Consider the following 13548-nt stretch of genomic DNA (forward strand, 5'->3'; position numbering starts at 1 on the left):
GAAATCGGGGATATTAGCGGCATCGCCGATCCGCTCGTCCTCCATGCCGCCAGACAAAGCCCTCGAACTGAAACGAAGCAAGCGCCGCGCGCTGTGGCTGCTGCTGGCCGCGGTCGCGGTGTTCGTCACGACGATCCTGCTGCCGCGCGGCCCGTGGGTCGACGGCTTCAAGGCCGTGGCCGAGGCCGCGATGGTCGGCGCGCTCGCCGACTGGTTCGCGGTCGTCGCGCTGTTCCGCCGCGTGCCGATCCCCTTCGTGTCGCGCCATACCGAGATCATCCCGAAGAACAAGGACAAGATCGCCGACAACCTCGCGGTGTTCGTGCGCGAGAAGTTCCTCGGCCCCGACGCGCTTGCCGCGCAGATCCGCCAGCACGATCCCGCGCAGAAACTCGGCGCGTGGCTCGGCGAACCGGCGAACACCGACGCGCTCGGCGGTTATGTGACGAAACTGATGAGCTTCGCGCTCGACATGACCGACGACGCGCGGATCCAGTCGTTCGTCCACGACGCGTTTCGCGCGGTGATCGACCGGGTCGACCTGTCGCAATCGGCCGGCGTGATCCTCGACACGCTGACGAAGGACGGCCGCCACCAGGCGCTGCTCGACGATGCGATCGAACAGGTGGTCGACGTGCTCGACAAGGAGGAGAACCGCGAGGTGATCGCGGGCTTCATCGTCGAATGGCTGAAGACGCAGTACCCGAAGGTCGAGAAGATCATGCCGACGCAGTGGTTCGGCGAGAACGGCGCGCGGATGCTCGCCAGTGCGGTGAGCCGCGTGCTGGAGGGCGTGGCGGCCGACCCCGAGCACGAGTTGCGGCAGCGCTTCGACCGGACGGTCGCGCGGCTGACCGAGCGGCTGAAGCACGATCCCGCGTTCATCGAAAAGGGTGAGGAGATCAAGCGCTACATCCGCGACGGCGATGCGTTCAACGAGTATGCGCGCGACTTGTGGGACCAGTTGCGCGCATGGCTGAAGGCCGATCTCGCACGCCCCGATTCGACGCTGCACCGGCAGGCCGCGACGCTCGGCGGCTGGCTCGGCGCGCGGCTCGCCGAAAGCCCGGCACTGCGCGCGTCGCTGAACGAGCATATCGAGAAGGCCGTGCACGAGATGGCGCCGGATTTCGCCGATTTCCTGATGCGTCACATTCGCGACACGGTGCGTAACTGGGATGCGCGCGAGATGTCGCGGCAGATCGAGTTGAACATCGGCAAGGATCTGCAGTACATCCGCATCAACGGCACGCTGGTCGGCGGGCTGATCGGGCTCGGGTTGTATCTGGTGTCGCTGGTGCCGCGCTGGGCGGCCGGGTGGCTGCATTGATGCGGCCACGCCCGCGAACGACGGCCGGTGTGCTTACGCGTGCGTGCGTTCGCGCGGTTCGACCTTGCGGTCGATCTCGCTGCGCGTTGGCAGCGTCTTGAGATCGTAAGCGGCTTGCAGGTTCAGCCAGAATTCCGGCGACGTATCGAAGTAGCGCGCGAGCCGGTAAGCCGTATCGGCCGTGATTCCACGCCGTTCCTTGACGATTTCGTGCAAGCGTGTCGCCGGCACGTTCAACGCGAGCGCCAGCGCGTTGACGCTCATTTCCAGCGGCACGAGAAACTCTTCCCGCAGGATTTCACCCGGATGAATCGGGCGCATTCCATTCTTGAGCATGCGAGGCTCCAGTCAGTGATAGTCGACGATCTCGACCTGGGTGGGGCCATCGTCGCTCCATTCGAAACAGATCCGCCATTGCTCGTTGATGCGGATGCTGTGCTGGCCTTCCCGATCGCCTTGCAACGCTTCGAGCCGGTTGCCGGGCGGCGCCCGCAAATCGCGCAGTTCTTTCGCAGCGGCGACCATTTGCAGTTTCCGGGTGGCAACGGTTTCGATCGTGCGGAAACGCCTGGGCGATGCTCCAGCAAACAACAACTGGGTATCCTTGCATCGGAACGATCTGATCATTACGGGCATCGTATTACGTTTTACGTAATACGTCAATAAGGGTGAAATGATTTCGACGATGCGTACGTCGAAGCGCCGTCGCGAGAAACGACCAATAGGAAACCTGAATGATCGGGAATGGGTGAGGTCAACGCGTGGTGACAGGCATCGCCAATGCATGCGGGCTGGTCTCTGTCGTCCCGACGAGTATAGGGGCGCACATTGTCTTTACGGGGCCGCTATGCCATTCGGACGACCCATTGCGTCGACGGCTGATCGAGCTCGGGTTGTATCTGGTGTCGCTGGTGCCGCGCTGGGCGGCCGGGTGGCCGGGTGGCTGCATTGATGCGGCCACGGACATCGCGGAAAGGGCGCGATGCCGCGCGCCCGTGCATCACGCGCGCGCTTTCGAGCCGTGCAGTTGCAGGCCGAGCGCCTTGATGACCTTCAGGATCGTGCCGAAGCTCGGGTTGCCGTCGTGCGACAGCGCCTTGTACAGCCCTTCGCGCGACAGGCCCGCATCGCGCGCGACCTGCGACATGCCGCGAGCGCGTGCGATCACGCCGAGCGCGTGCGCGATGAAGGCCGGATCGTCGCCGGCCTCTTGCAGGCAGGCCTCGAAGTAATCGGCCATGTCGTCTTCGGTTTGCAGATGGTCGGCCGAATCCCACGGCCGGGTGCTGATCTTGTCCATCGATCACTCCATGTCGAGATGCGCAAGCATCGCGTGCGCGGCGCGTATGTCGGCTGGTTGCGTCGATTTATCGCCGCCGCAGAGCAGGATGACCCAGATCGTTCCGCGCCGGACGTAGTAGACGCGATAACCGGGGCCATGGTCGATACGCATCTCGACGACCGGCGAGCCGGCGGATTTCCAGTCGCCCGGATTGCCCATCGACAGGCGGTCGATGCGCGCCTGGATGCGGCGCGTCGCGACGCGATCCTGCAGGCCGGCAAACCATGCGTCGAAGACGTCGGTGGTCCGGATGCTATACGTGGGCGCACTGTAGGGCATTGATTGCAGTATGTCAACCATGGTTCACAGATGTATCGGGCTATTCCGTAGTCGCCACATTAGGGCCGCCTGCTTCGTTTGGGCGCCAAATGGCCGTTCGGCCGAAGTCGAAATCTTTCGAATCCGTCTACAATCAAAAACGTCTTTGCCGCCCGTGCGCGCCTGCCGCATACGGGCGGGTCCGTTCGTCCTCCGGTATCCGGAGGCACCGCCGCGCGTTGCGTGTTGCGCGGCGGGAAGTGCCGTGGTCTGTGTCCAGTAGGTAGAGCGTCCGCGTGCCGTAGGCCGGCGCGCGTCATGTACGCCGCGTGTCCGTAGGCCGGGCAGGCGGCATAACCGAGAGTCCCCCATGAAAGCATCGGATCTGTTCGTGAAGGCGCTGGAAGCCGAAGGCGTCGAGTACGTGTTCGGCATTCCCGGCGAAGAGAACCTCGATCTGCTCGAATCGCTGCGGCGATCGAAGATCAAGCTCGTGCTGACCCGGCACGAGCAGGCGGCCGGCTTCATGGCCGCCACCTACGGCCGCCTGACGGGCCGCACCGGCGTGTGTCTCGCGACGCTCGGGCCCGGCGCGACGAACCTCGTGACGGCCGCCGCGTATGCGCAGCTCGGCGGGATGCCGATGCTGATGATCACCGGGCAGAAGCCGATCAAGTCAAGCAAGCAGGGTCACTTCCAGATCGTCGACGTGGTCGGCATGATGCAGCCGCTCACGAAGTTCACGCGGCAGATCGTGTCGATCGGCAACATCCCGTCGGCCGTGCGCGAGGCGTTCCGCCGCGCCGAGGAAGAGCGCCCGGGCGCCGTGCACCTCGAGCTGCCGGAAGACATCGCGCACGAGGAGGGCGACGGCAAGCCGATCCCGCGCAGCTACAGCCGGCGGCCGGTGGCCGAGGAGAAGGCGGTCGCGCACGCGGTCGACGCGATCCAGGCCGCGCGCCATCCACTGCTGATGATCGGCGCGGGCGGCAATCGCAAGACGACCCGCAAGATCCTCGGCGAATTCGTCGACAAGACGGGTATCCCGTTCTTCACGACGCAGATGGGCAAGGGCGTGATCGACGAGACGCACCCGCTGTGGCTCGGCAACGCGACGCTGTCCGACGGCGACTTCGTGCACCGCGCGATCGAGCATGCGGACTGCATCATCAACGTCGGCCACGACGTGATCGAGAAGCCGCCGTTCTTCATGCACGCGGACGACAAGACCGTGATCCACGTGAACTTCCTCGGTGCGCAGGTCGATCCCGTCTATTTTCCGCAGATCGAGGTGGTTGGCGACATCGCGAATGCGGTGTGGCAGATGACGGAAGCGATCGTCCCGCAGCCGCACTGGGATTTCGTGCGCTTCGCGATGATCAAGGAGCATTTCGACGCGCACCTGCAGAAGGGCCAGCACGACCCGCGCTTCCCGATGTACCCGGTGCGCATCGTGGGCGACCTGTACAACGCGCTGCCGGTCGACGGGATCGTCTGCCTCGACAACGGCATGTACAAGATCTGGTTCGCGCGCTACTGGCGCGCACACGAGCCGAACTCGCTCCTGCTCGACAACGCGCTCGCATCGATGGGCGCGGGCCTGCCGTCGGCGATCGCGACGAAGATCGTGCATCCGCAGCGCAAGGTGATCGCCGTGTGCGGCGACGGCGGCTTCATGATGAATTCGCAGGAGCTCGAAACGGCCGTGCGGCTGAAGCTCGACATCGTCGCGATGATCCTGCGCGACGACGCATTCGGGATGATCCGCTGGAAGCAGGAGAACATGAATTTCCCCGATTTCGCGATGACGCTGCAGAACCCCGATTTCGTGTCGTATGCGCAAAGCTACGGCGCGCACGGGCATCGCGTCGAATCGGCCGACGATCTCGAGCCGCTGCTGCGCGAGTGCTTCTCGGCGCCGGGCGTGCACGTGATCGACGTGCCGATCGACTATTCGGACAACGAGCGCGTGCTGAACCGAGAGATCAAGCGGCTGTCGGCGCAACTCTGAATTCCCCGTTCACAGGAAGGAGTCGTTCCATGTTGAAGGATACCTATCCGTACTACCTCGCCAACGAGGCCGTCTACGCGAACACCGATCTGGAAGTGACGGACAAGTTCAGCGGCAAGGTCGCAACGCGCGTCGCGCTGGCCGACGCGAAGGCGATCGATGCGGCGATCGGCGCGGCGGTCGACGCCGCGAAGCCGATGCGCGAGCTGCCGGCCTTCAAGCGGCAGGCCGTGCTCGACCATTGCGTCGCACGCTTTCGCGAGCGCTTCGACGAGCTGGCCGAGGCGCTGTGCATCGAGGCCGGCAAGCCGATCAACGATTCGAAGGGCGAAGTGACGCGGCTGATCGATACGTTCCGCGTCGCATCCGAGGAATCGGTGCGTATCGACGGCGAGATCATCAACCTCGAGATCTCCGCGCGTGCGCAGGGCTATACGGGCTACACGAAGCGCGTGCCGGTCGGCCCGTGCTCGTTCATCTCGCCGTTCAACTTCCCGCTGAACCTCGCCGCGCACAAGGTCGCGCCCGCGCTAGCGGCCGGCTGCCCGTTCGTGCTGAAGCCCGCGAGCCGCACGCCGATCGGCGCGCTGATCATCGGCGAGGTGCTCGCGGAAACCGACCTGCCGAAGGGCGCGTTCTCGGTGCTGCCCGCGCATCGCGACGGCGCCGATCTGTTCACGACCGACGAGCGCTTCAAGCTGCTGTCGTTCACGGGCTCGCCGGCCGTCGGCTGGGCGCTGAAGGAGAAGGCCGGCAAGAAGAAGGTCGTGCTGGAGCTCGGCGGCAACGCGGCCGCGATCGTCGATGCGGACCAGCGCGACCGGCTCGACTACGTGGTCGAGCGTCTCGCGTTCGGCGCGTACTACCAGTCGGGCCAGAGCTGCATCGGCGTGCAGCGGATCCTCGTGCATGCCGATCTTTACGATGCGCTGCGCGAGAAGCTGATCGCGAAGACGCGTTCGCTGAAGATGGGCGATCCGAAGGATCCGTCGACGTTCGTCGGCCCGATGATTTCCGAATCCGAATCGCGCCGGCTGTCGGGCTGGATGGACTCGGCCGTCGCGGCGGGCGCGAAGATCGTCGCCGGCGGCAAGGTCGACGGCGCGATGTTCGAGGCGACGCTGCTGGAAAACGTCGGGCGCGAGCAGGACCTGTACCGGAAGGAGGCGTTCGGCCCCGTCGCGATCCTCGAGAAGTTCGACCGGTTCGACGACGCGCTCGCGCGCGTGAACGACAGCGATTTCGGGCTGCAGGCCGGCGTGTTCACCGATTCGCTCACGCATGCGCAGCGCGCGTGGGACGAGCTGGAGGTCGGCGGGGTCGTGATCAACGACGTGCCGTCGTTCCGTGTCGACAACATGCCGTACGGCGGCGTGAAGGATTCGGGTCTCGGCCGCGAAGGGATCCGCTACGCGATCGAGGACATGACCGAGCCGCGGCTGATGGTCGTGCGGCGCCGGTAACGCGGGGCTGGCAGTGCGGTGCCGCGACGGCACGCGGGCGGGCGATCGTGCCGGCCCGCGTGCCGTTTTTCATCGCGGCGCGCGCACCGGGCCGGCATCGGGCCCGTGCCGCGTGGCGGGCCTCCCGAACGCGCTCGACTGCGGGCATCGCATCGTGATGTAATCGCGCCAAACTGCCGACCGGGGTACGACGCCGGAAAGCGCGAATTCATTCTTCACGAGGTCGATTCATGTCTCCCGTCTCGGCATTCAAGCTGGTTCTGTTGTCATTCCTGGCGATCGTCGCACTCGAATGCATCGCCAAGCGGTTGCGGCTGCCGCCCGCGGCCGCGCTGCTGATCGGCGGCATCGGCATCGCGTTCGTTCCCGGCCTGCCGCCGATCGACCTCGATCCCGAACTGGTGCTGCTGGTGTTCCTGCCGCCGCTGCTGATGGACGGCGCGTACTTCTCCGTGTGGGAGGAGTTCAAGCGCAACGTCGGCGGCATCCTGCTGCTCGCGATCGGCGCGGTCGTATTCACGACGTTCGCGGTCGGCTTCGCCGTGCACTGGGTCGTGCCGGCGCTGCCGTGGGCCGCGTGCTTCGCGCTCGGCGCGATCGTGTCGCCGCCCGATGCGGTCGCCGCGAAGGCCGTGCTCGAACGTGTCGCGCTGCCGCGCCGGCTGATGGTGCTGCTCGAAGGCGAGAGCCTGCTGAACGACGCGGCCGGCCTCGTGCTGTTCCGCTTCGCGGTCGCGGCCGCGCTGACCGGCGCGTTCAGCCTCGAGCATGCGGTCGTGCGCTTCGCGGAGCTCGGGCTCGGCGGCGTGGTGGTCGGCTTCGTGGTCGGCAGGCTCGTCGTGTGGTTCCTGAAGCTGCTCGACGACGACTATCTCGTGATCACCGTCGCGGTGATCGCCGGCTGGATCGCGTATATCGCGGGCGAAATGGTCGAGGTGTCGGGCGTGATCGCGACCGTCACGGCCGGCATGATCATTGGCTGGCACCAGCACGAGGTGTTCTCGGCGGCCGTGCGCACGCGCGGCACCGCGTTCTGGCAGGTCATCGTGTTCCTGCTCGAAGCGATGGTGTTCGTGCTGATCGGGCTGTCGCTGCGCGGCGCGATGCACCGGCTCGGCGGCTTCGAGCAGGTGCTCGCCACGATGGTGCCGCCGGTGCTCGCGGTGCTGGCGGCGGTGATCGTGTCGCGCTTCGTGTGGATCTACGCGGTCGAGGCGCTGAAGTGGCCGGTGCGCGGCATCGCGCGGCGCGGCGACGCGCCCGACTGGAAGGCCGCGACGATCATGAGCTGGGCCGGGATGCGCGGCGTCGTCACGCTGGCGATCGCGCTGTCGCTGCCGGAGGCGATGCCCGGCCGCGACGTGATCCTGGTCGCGTCGTTCGCGGTGATCCTCGTCACGGTGCTGCTGCAGGGTACGACGATCGGGCCGCTGATCCGGCTGCTGCGCCTGCCGCAACGCGAAGAGCGCGCCGCGCATCACCTGACCGAGCCGCAGACGTGGGCGTACGTCGAGGCCGCACAACTCGCGGCGATCCAGCCGCTCGTGCACGACGAGAACGGCGTGGTGATCCATCCGCGCCTGCTCGAGCAATACACGTATCGCGCGGAACTGACCGAGCGGACGAAGAACGAACCCGCGTATCCGGCGGAAGTGCGCATTGCGCACTACGACGTGGTGCTGGCCGCGATCAAGGCCGGGCGCGCGGAACTGTTGCGTCTGCATCGTTCGGGCCGCATCCACGACGAGATGCTGCACATGCTCGAACGCGATCTCGACCTGCAGGAAGTGTCCGCGCAGCACGCGCGCGGGTAGGCGGGCCGCACCGCCATCACGCGGGCCGGCTTCCGCCGGCCCGCTGCGCGTACGGGGCGATCCTCGCCCGCGCGCCGCATTTTTTCTCCCTTCCTCCGGCCGATTCGATGCATTTGCATCGGGCCCCAATACGTGTCGCGACCGAGCCTTGCAGCGCATGCAAACCTCGCCGTGCCGGCCGCGCAAACGTTATCGTCTTTCGAATCCGGAAATGATCCGATTTATCTGATTGCGGCTCTTTCCGCATATTTGGCAAAACTAAACCGGAAGGAGATAGATGCTGTGTTCTAATTTCATTTAGAATCAGCCGGTTATGTTTATTGAGAGAAAGAATGCGGAGGTAATGCGGTCGTCGACGGGGAAAAATCGGCGCCCGGCGCCCCGCAAGGCAGTGCCGACAGGCCAAATCGGCAGAATCAGGCGGGGTTTATCAACCGCCAATATAAGATAGTGTCCAAGTCGGATAAACAACTCCTATGAAAGAATCGATTGGAGATTCGGCGTTTGAAACTGTATTTATGAAAGAATCGAGCGGTGATAATGCCCCGGATTGTCTTGAATCGGGGCTTTCGGTCCTTCTCGTCGACGATCAACCGTTCGTCGGCGAAGTGATCCGCCGCGCGCTGCGCAGCGAACACGACATCGACCTGCACGTGTGCACCGACGCGCACCGGGCGATGACGGTCGCGCGCGACGTGAAGCCGACGGTCATCCTGCAGGATCTCGTGATGCCGGACATCGACGGCCTCGATCTCGTTCGCGCATGGCGCGCAAACGCCGGCACCGCACGGGTGCCGATCATCGTGCTGTCCGCGAAGGAGGAGCCGATCGTCAAGCGCGAGGCGTTCATCGCCGGCGCGAACGACTATCTGGTGAAGCTCCCCGACGCAATGGAGCTGACCGCGCGGATCCGCTATCACTCGAATTCGTATCTGATGTCGCGGCAGCGCGACGAGGCGCTCGATTTCCTGTCGCACGACATGCGTTCGCCGCAGACGTCGATCCTCGCGCTGCTCGACGTCTACCGGACCGAACACGGCGACATGCCGGCGATCATGGAGCGCATCGCCGGCCATGCGCGGCGTGCGCTTGCGCTCGCCGACGGTTTCATCCACCTGACCCGCGCACAATCCGAGCGCCGCGCGCACGAGGTCGTGAGTCTCAACGAGATCGTGCTCGATGCCGTCGACCAGCTTTGGGAGAAGGCGGCCGGGTGCGGCAGCCGGGTCGTCGCGCACGTGCCCGATACCGAGTGCGTGACGATGGGCGACCGCATGATGCTCACGCGCGCGGTCGCGAACCTGATCGACAACGGGTTGAAGTACGGCCCGGCCGGCACGGACGTGCACTGCACGCTGAGCGGCGAGGACGGCGCCTGGCTGATCGGCGTCGAGGATACCGGCGCCGGCATCGCACCGGAGCAGCGCACGGCCGCGACCGAGTCGTTCGTGCAGCTCGAATCCACGCATGGCGCGGCGCGCAGCGGCTTCGGCCTCGGGCTCGCGTTCGTCCGCGCGACGGCGGCGCGGCATCGCGGCCAGATTTTGATGCGCAATACGGCGCGCGGCTTCATGGTCGCGCTTCGACTGCCGGCGCAAGCGGAGCGGTGATTTCGCGGCGCGGCCCGCCGGCGCCGCGTCGTCCGCCTCCGACCACGAGGCGCTCGTGGCGCGCCGTCCGGCGCGCTGGCGGGCGTGGATTTTTTCAACGCTGATTTTAGAAAGCCCATAACGAACATGGCCACCGTGACGCCCCGTGCGACCAATGAAAGCCTGCATCCGACGATCGGCGCTGCCCGGCTGACGCTCGGCAATCGCATCCTGCTCAGCTTCGGCGTGCTGTTCGTGCTGATGCTGGTGACAGCCGGCGTGTCGTACGAGCGCCTGCGCGCGATCAACAGCGAAGCCGTCAGCATCGAGCGCGACTCGCTGCCCGGCGTCTACCTCGCGTCGTCGCTGCGCGGCTCGGTGAACGAATCGTTCACGCTGCTGCAGCAGGCAACGTTCGTCGACATCGATCCCGAAGGCGTGCAGCGCGATCTCGCGAAAATTTCCGAAGCGCTGAAGGAAGTCGAGTCGCTGTCGGTCGAATACCAGAACACGACGTTCCGTGACGACGACCGTCAGCGCTTCGCAACGTTTCGCGGCTCCTACGACCGCTACCTACCGCTGCTGAACGAAGCCGTGCAGAAACACCGCATATCGCGCGACGAGGCCGTTGCGGCCTATGCGAAGGTGCAGCCCGTGTGGGGCGAGGTCGTGCGCAACGCGAACGTCCTGGTGCAGGAAAACCGCAAGTTCGCCGACCAGTCCGCGAAGCTGATCCGCGAATCCGTGCAGGATACCGAGGTCGTGCTCGCGACCGCGCTGGCGATCATGCTGCTGTCCGCGCTCGGGCTCGGCTACGTGCTGTACCGTTCGGTCACCGTGCCGATGGCGCGGCTCGTCGAGGTGCACGACGTGATGCGCACCGGCAACCTGACGCGCCGCCTCGACCTGCGCCGCCGCGACGAATTCGGCACGCTCGAGACGGGCTTCAACCGGATGGCCGACGAGCTGACCGAACTCGTCTCTCGCGCGCAGCAGTCGTCGCTGCAGGTGACGACGTCGGTCGCCGAGATCGCGGCGACGTCGCGCGAGCAGCAGGCGACCGCGAACGAAACCGCGGCGACGACGACCGAGATCGGCGCGACCTCGCGCGAGATCTTCGCGACGTCGCGCGACCTGCTGCGCACGATGAACGAGGTGGCCGGCGTGGCCGAGCAGTCGGCGACGCTCGCGGGCGTGAGCCAGAGCGGGCTCACGCGGATGGGCGAGACGATGCGCAGCGTGATGGACGCGGCCGGTTCGGTGAACGCGAAGCTCGCGATCCTCAACGAGAAGGCGCTGAATATCAACCAGGTGGTCGCGACGATCACCAAGGTGGCCGACCAGACCAACCTGCTGTCGCTGAACGCGGCGATCGAGGCCGAGAAGGCCGGCGAATACGGCCGCGGCTTCGCGGTCGTCGCGACGGAGATTCGCCGCCTCGCCGACCAGACGGCCGTCGCGACCTACGACATCGAGCAGACGGTGAAGGAAATCCAGTCGGCCGTGTCGGCGGGCGTGATGGGGATGGACAAGTTCTCCGAGGAAGTGCGCCGCGGGATGCTCGACGTGCAGCAGGTCGGCGGGCAGCTGTCGCAGATCATCGCCGAGGTGCAGACGCTCGCGCCGCGCTTCCAGATGGTCAACGAAGGGATGCAGACGCAGGCGAACGGCGCCGAGCAGATCACCCAGGCGCTGTCGCAGCTGTCGGAAGCCGCGCAGCAGACCGCCGAGTCGCTGCGCCAGTCGTCGCAGGCGATCGACGACCTGACGCTCGTCGCGAACCAGTTGCGCACCAGCGTGTCGCGCTTCAAGGTCGACGCGTGACGCGCGCCGATCCGCAGAACGGCGCACACGCGCTGTTCCTGATGTTCGAGCTCGACGGCGGGCGCTATGCGCTCGACGCGGCCGGCATCGACGAGGTGCTGCCGCTCGCGATCACGAATGCCGTGCCCGGCGCACCCGAATGGATCGCCGGGCTGCTGATGCGCGGCGGCCAGCCGGTGCCGGTGATCGACGTGCCGATGCTCGCGCTCGGGCGGCGCGCGCATGCGCTGCGCTCGACGCGGCTCGTGATGGTGCGCTATCGCGCGGGCCATGCAGAAGGCGAACGCGTGATCGGCCTGATCGTCGAGCGCGCGACGCAGACGATGCGGATCGATCGTGCGGCGTTCCGCGCGAGCGGCATCTCGACCGCGCGCACGCGCTGGCTCGGGCTCGTCGCGAACACGCCCGCCGGTGTCGTGCAGCAGGTGTCGGTAGCCGACCTGATCGACGACGTTGCGCGCCTGTATCTGTTCGATGGCCTGCCGGGCCACGGGAAGGAGTCCGCATGAAAGAGTCCGAATCGCGATTTCGCGGCTGGCTGCTGCGCGAGACCGGCATCGACCCCGATTCGCTCGGCAACGATTTTCTGATCCGTGCGCTGACGGAGCGTGTGCACGCGTTGCAGGCGGACGGCGAGCGCCTGCCGTCGATGGCGCGGCCGCCCGTGACGCAGGACGCGCTCGATGCGTACTGGCAGCAGCTCAACGCGTCGGCCGACGAGCGGCGTGCGCTGATCGAGCTGTTCGTCGTGCCCGAGACGTGGTTCTTCCGCGACCGCGAGGCCTTCGCGACGCTCGCGCGGCTGGCGGCCGAACGGCTCGCCGCGACGCCCGGCCGCGTGATCCGCGTGCTGAGCGCGCCGTGCTCGACGGGCGAGGAGCCGTATTCGGCGGCGATGGCGCTGCTCGACGCGGGGCTCGGCCCGGCCAGCTTCACGATCGACGCGATCGACCTCAGCGCGCGCGCGATCGAGCAGGCGCGGCTCGGCTGTTACGGGCGCAATGCGTTTCGCGGCACCGCGACGGAATTTCGCGCGCGCTACTTCACGCCGGCCGCCGACGGCTGGCTGCTCGACGAGCGCGTGCGCGCGTGCGTGCAGTTCCGGCACGCGAACCTCGTCGAACCGATCGCCGATACGGGCTTTCGCTACGATTTCGTGTTCTGCCGCAACGTGCTGATCTACTTCGACCGCGACGCGCAGGATCGCGTGATCCGCTCGCTCGACGCGTGCCTCGCCGACGACGGCATGCTGTTCGTCGGGCCGGCCGAAACGGGCGTCGCGATGCGGCACGGGATGCGCTCGGCGCGCGTGCCGCTCGCGTTCGCATTTCATCGCGAGTCTGCCGGTGCGGCGGCCGAGGCGAGCGCGGCCCGGGCCGCGGCGCCGCTGTCCGCGGCGGCGGTCCGGCGCACGGAGCGCTTTACCGTTGCGCCGCTCGTGGCGACGCGCCCGGTGCTGGCCGTCGCGCCGCCGGTCTGGCTCGGCGGCAGGCCGCAGCCGTTCGCGGCGCCGTCGCCCGCGGTGCGCACGGCCGCGCTCGATGCACGGGCCGACCGGTCGGTGGCGACGGTCGAAGCGGCCGCGCCGGTCGCCGAAGACGTCGCGCCGACGCTCGAGGAGGCACAGGCGCTCGCGAACGCCGGCGCGTTCGACGAGGCCGAACGCGTGCTCGCGCAGTTCTCGGCGCGCGTCGGGCCGCATGCCGACGCGTTCTACTTGAACGGGCTGATCGCGGATGCGCGCGGGCGCGCGGCGGAAGCCGGCGACTTCTACCGGAAGGCGCTGTACCTGCGGCCCACGCACCACGAGGCGCTGACCCATCTCGCGACGCTGCTCGACGTCGGCGGCGATCGCGCGGGCGCGCAATGGCTGCTCGAGCGCGCACGGCGCTCGGCCGGCTGACACGAATACGGGAT

Annotated in this window: 12 protein-coding genes; 8 read left to right on the forward strand and 4 right to left on the reverse strand. The window is 66.9% G+C overall.

Annotated elements, in window-relative coordinates:
• Nucleotides 1-43 precede the first annotated feature (43 nt).
• Complete coding sequence (locus tag KVT39_RS17710; protein WP_034185115.1) at nucleotides 44-1330, forward strand: DUF445 domain-containing protein; 1287 nt, start codon at nucleotides 44-46, stop codon at nucleotides 1328-1330.
• Nucleotides 1331-1363: 33 nt separating this feature from the next.
• Here KVT39_RS17710 and KVT39_RS17715 read toward each other — a convergent pair whose 3' ends face one another.
• From KVT39_RS17715 to KVT39_RS17730, 4 genes are all read right to left on the reverse strand, one after another.
• A complete protein-coding gene (locus KVT39_RS17715) occupies nucleotides 1364-1666 on the reverse strand; it encodes a HigA family addiction module antitoxin (protein WP_034185116.1) in 303 nt (100 codons plus the stop codon).
• A gap of 12 nt (nucleotides 1667-1678) precedes the next feature.
• Nucleotides 1679-1966 (reverse strand): type II toxin-antitoxin system RelE/ParE family toxin, encoded by a 288-nt coding sequence (locus KVT39_RS17720; protein ID WP_306795589.1) that lies wholly within the window; start codon nucleotides 1964-1966, stop codon nucleotides 1679-1681.
• A 364-nt stretch (nucleotides 1967-2330) separates the two neighbouring features.
• Nucleotides 2331-2630, reverse strand: coding sequence for an addiction module antidote protein (locus tag KVT39_RS17725; protein WP_034185118.1), 300 nt, complete (start codon nucleotides 2628-2630; stop codon nucleotides 2331-2333).
• Nucleotides 2631-2633: 3 nt separating this feature from the next.
• Nucleotides 2634-2951, reverse strand: a complete 318-nt coding sequence (locus KVT39_RS17730; RefSeq protein ID WP_165948125.1) for a type II toxin-antitoxin system RelE/ParE family toxin — start codon at nucleotides 2949-2951, stop codon at nucleotides 2634-2636.
• A 349-nt stretch (nucleotides 2952-3300) separates the two neighbouring features.
• On the opposite strand from KVT39_RS17730, the gene KVT39_RS17735 reads away from it, so the two are divergent.
• From KVT39_RS17735 to KVT39_RS17765, 7 genes are all read left to right on the forward strand, one after another.
• Nucleotides 3301-4941, forward strand: coding sequence for an acetolactate synthase large subunit (locus tag KVT39_RS17735; RefSeq protein ID WP_217589888.1), 1641 nt, complete (start codon nucleotides 3301-3303; stop codon nucleotides 4939-4941).
• Between the two features lie 29 nt (nucleotides 4942-4970).
• Nucleotides 4971-6404, forward strand: a complete 1434-nt coding sequence (locus tag KVT39_RS17740) for an aldehyde dehydrogenase family protein (RefSeq protein WP_217589889.1) — start codon at nucleotides 4971-4973, stop codon at nucleotides 6402-6404.
• 230 nt (nucleotides 6405-6634) lie between these two features.
• Entirely contained in the window at nucleotides 6635-8218 is a 1584-nt protein-coding gene (locus tag KVT39_RS17745; protein WP_175746400.1) for a Na+/H+ antiporter, read from the forward strand.
• Between the two features lie 476 nt (nucleotides 8219-8694).
• On the forward strand, nucleotides 8695-9828 hold the full coding sequence (locus tag KVT39_RS17750; protein ID WP_034185123.1) for a hybrid sensor histidine kinase/response regulator: 1134 nt from the start codon (nucleotides 8695-8697) through the stop codon (nucleotides 9826-9828).
• A 126-nt stretch (nucleotides 9829-9954) separates the two neighbouring features.
• Complete coding sequence (locus KVT39_RS17755) at nucleotides 9955-11631, forward strand: methyl-accepting chemotaxis protein (protein ID WP_217589890.1); 1677 nt, start codon at nucleotides 9955-9957, stop codon at nucleotides 11629-11631.
• Nucleotides 11628-12140 carry a chemotaxis protein CheW gene (locus KVT39_RS17760; protein WP_034185125.1) on the forward strand — a complete coding sequence of 171 codons (513 nt, stop codon included), beginning with the start codon at nucleotides 11628-11630 and terminating at the stop codon, nucleotides 12138-12140. The genes KVT39_RS17755 and KVT39_RS17760 overlap by 4 nt, the downstream gene beginning before the upstream one ends.
• Nucleotides 12137-13534 (forward strand): CheR family methyltransferase, encoded by a 1398-nt coding sequence (locus KVT39_RS17765; protein ID WP_217589891.1) that lies wholly within the window; start codon nucleotides 12137-12139, stop codon nucleotides 13532-13534. Before KVT39_RS17760 ends, KVT39_RS17765 begins: the two co-directional genes overlap by 4 nt.
• Nucleotides 13535-13548: the final 14 nt, after the last annotated feature.

This window comes from Burkholderia sp. GbtcB21, from assembly GCF_019091065.1.
In the GTDB taxonomy this organism is placed as follows: domain Bacteria; phylum Pseudomonadota; class Gammaproteobacteria; order Burkholderiales; family Burkholderiaceae; genus Burkholderia; species Burkholderia pyrrocinia_C.

Excerpts from the sequence above, each read along its gene's own strand:
- KVT39_RS17710 (WP_034185115.1), top strand. The coding sequence starts at position 44 with ATGCCGCCAGACAAAGCCCTCGAACTGAAACGAAGCAAGCGCCGCGCG.
- KVT39_RS17715 (WP_034185116.1), bottom strand. The coding sequence starts at position 1,666 with ATGCTCAAGAATGGAATGCGCCCGATTCATCCGGGTGAAATCCTGCGG.
- KVT39_RS17720 (WP_306795589.1), bottom strand. The coding sequence starts at position 1,966 with ATGCCCGTAATGATCAGATCGTTCCGATGCAAGGATACCCAGTTGTTG.
- KVT39_RS17725 (WP_034185118.1), bottom strand. The coding sequence starts at position 2,630 with ATGGACAAGATCAGCACCCGGCCGTGGGATTCGGCCGACCATCTGCAA.
- KVT39_RS17730 (WP_165948125.1), bottom strand. The coding sequence starts at position 2,951 with ATGCCCTACAGTGCGCCCACGTATAGCATCCGGACCACCGACGTCTTC.
- KVT39_RS17735 (WP_217589888.1), top strand. The coding sequence starts at position 3,301 with ATGAAAGCATCGGATCTGTTCGTGAAGGCGCTGGAAGCCGAAGGCGTC.
- KVT39_RS17740 (WP_217589889.1), top strand. The coding sequence starts at position 4,971 with ATGTTGAAGGATACCTATCCGTACTACCTCGCCAACGAGGCCGTCTAC.
- KVT39_RS17745 (WP_175746400.1), top strand. The coding sequence starts at position 6,635 with ATGTCTCCCGTCTCGGCATTCAAGCTGGTTCTGTTGTCATTCCTGGCG.
- KVT39_RS17750 (WP_034185123.1), top strand. The coding sequence starts at position 8,695 with ATGAAAGAATCGATTGGAGATTCGGCGTTTGAAACTGTATTTATGAAA.
- KVT39_RS17755 (WP_217589890.1), top strand. The coding sequence starts at position 9,955 with ATGGCCACCGTGACGCCCCGTGCGACCAATGAAAGCCTGCATCCGACG.
- KVT39_RS17765 (WP_217589891.1), top strand. The coding sequence starts at position 12,137 with ATGAAAGAGTCCGAATCGCGATTTCGCGGCTGGCTGCTGCGCGAGACC.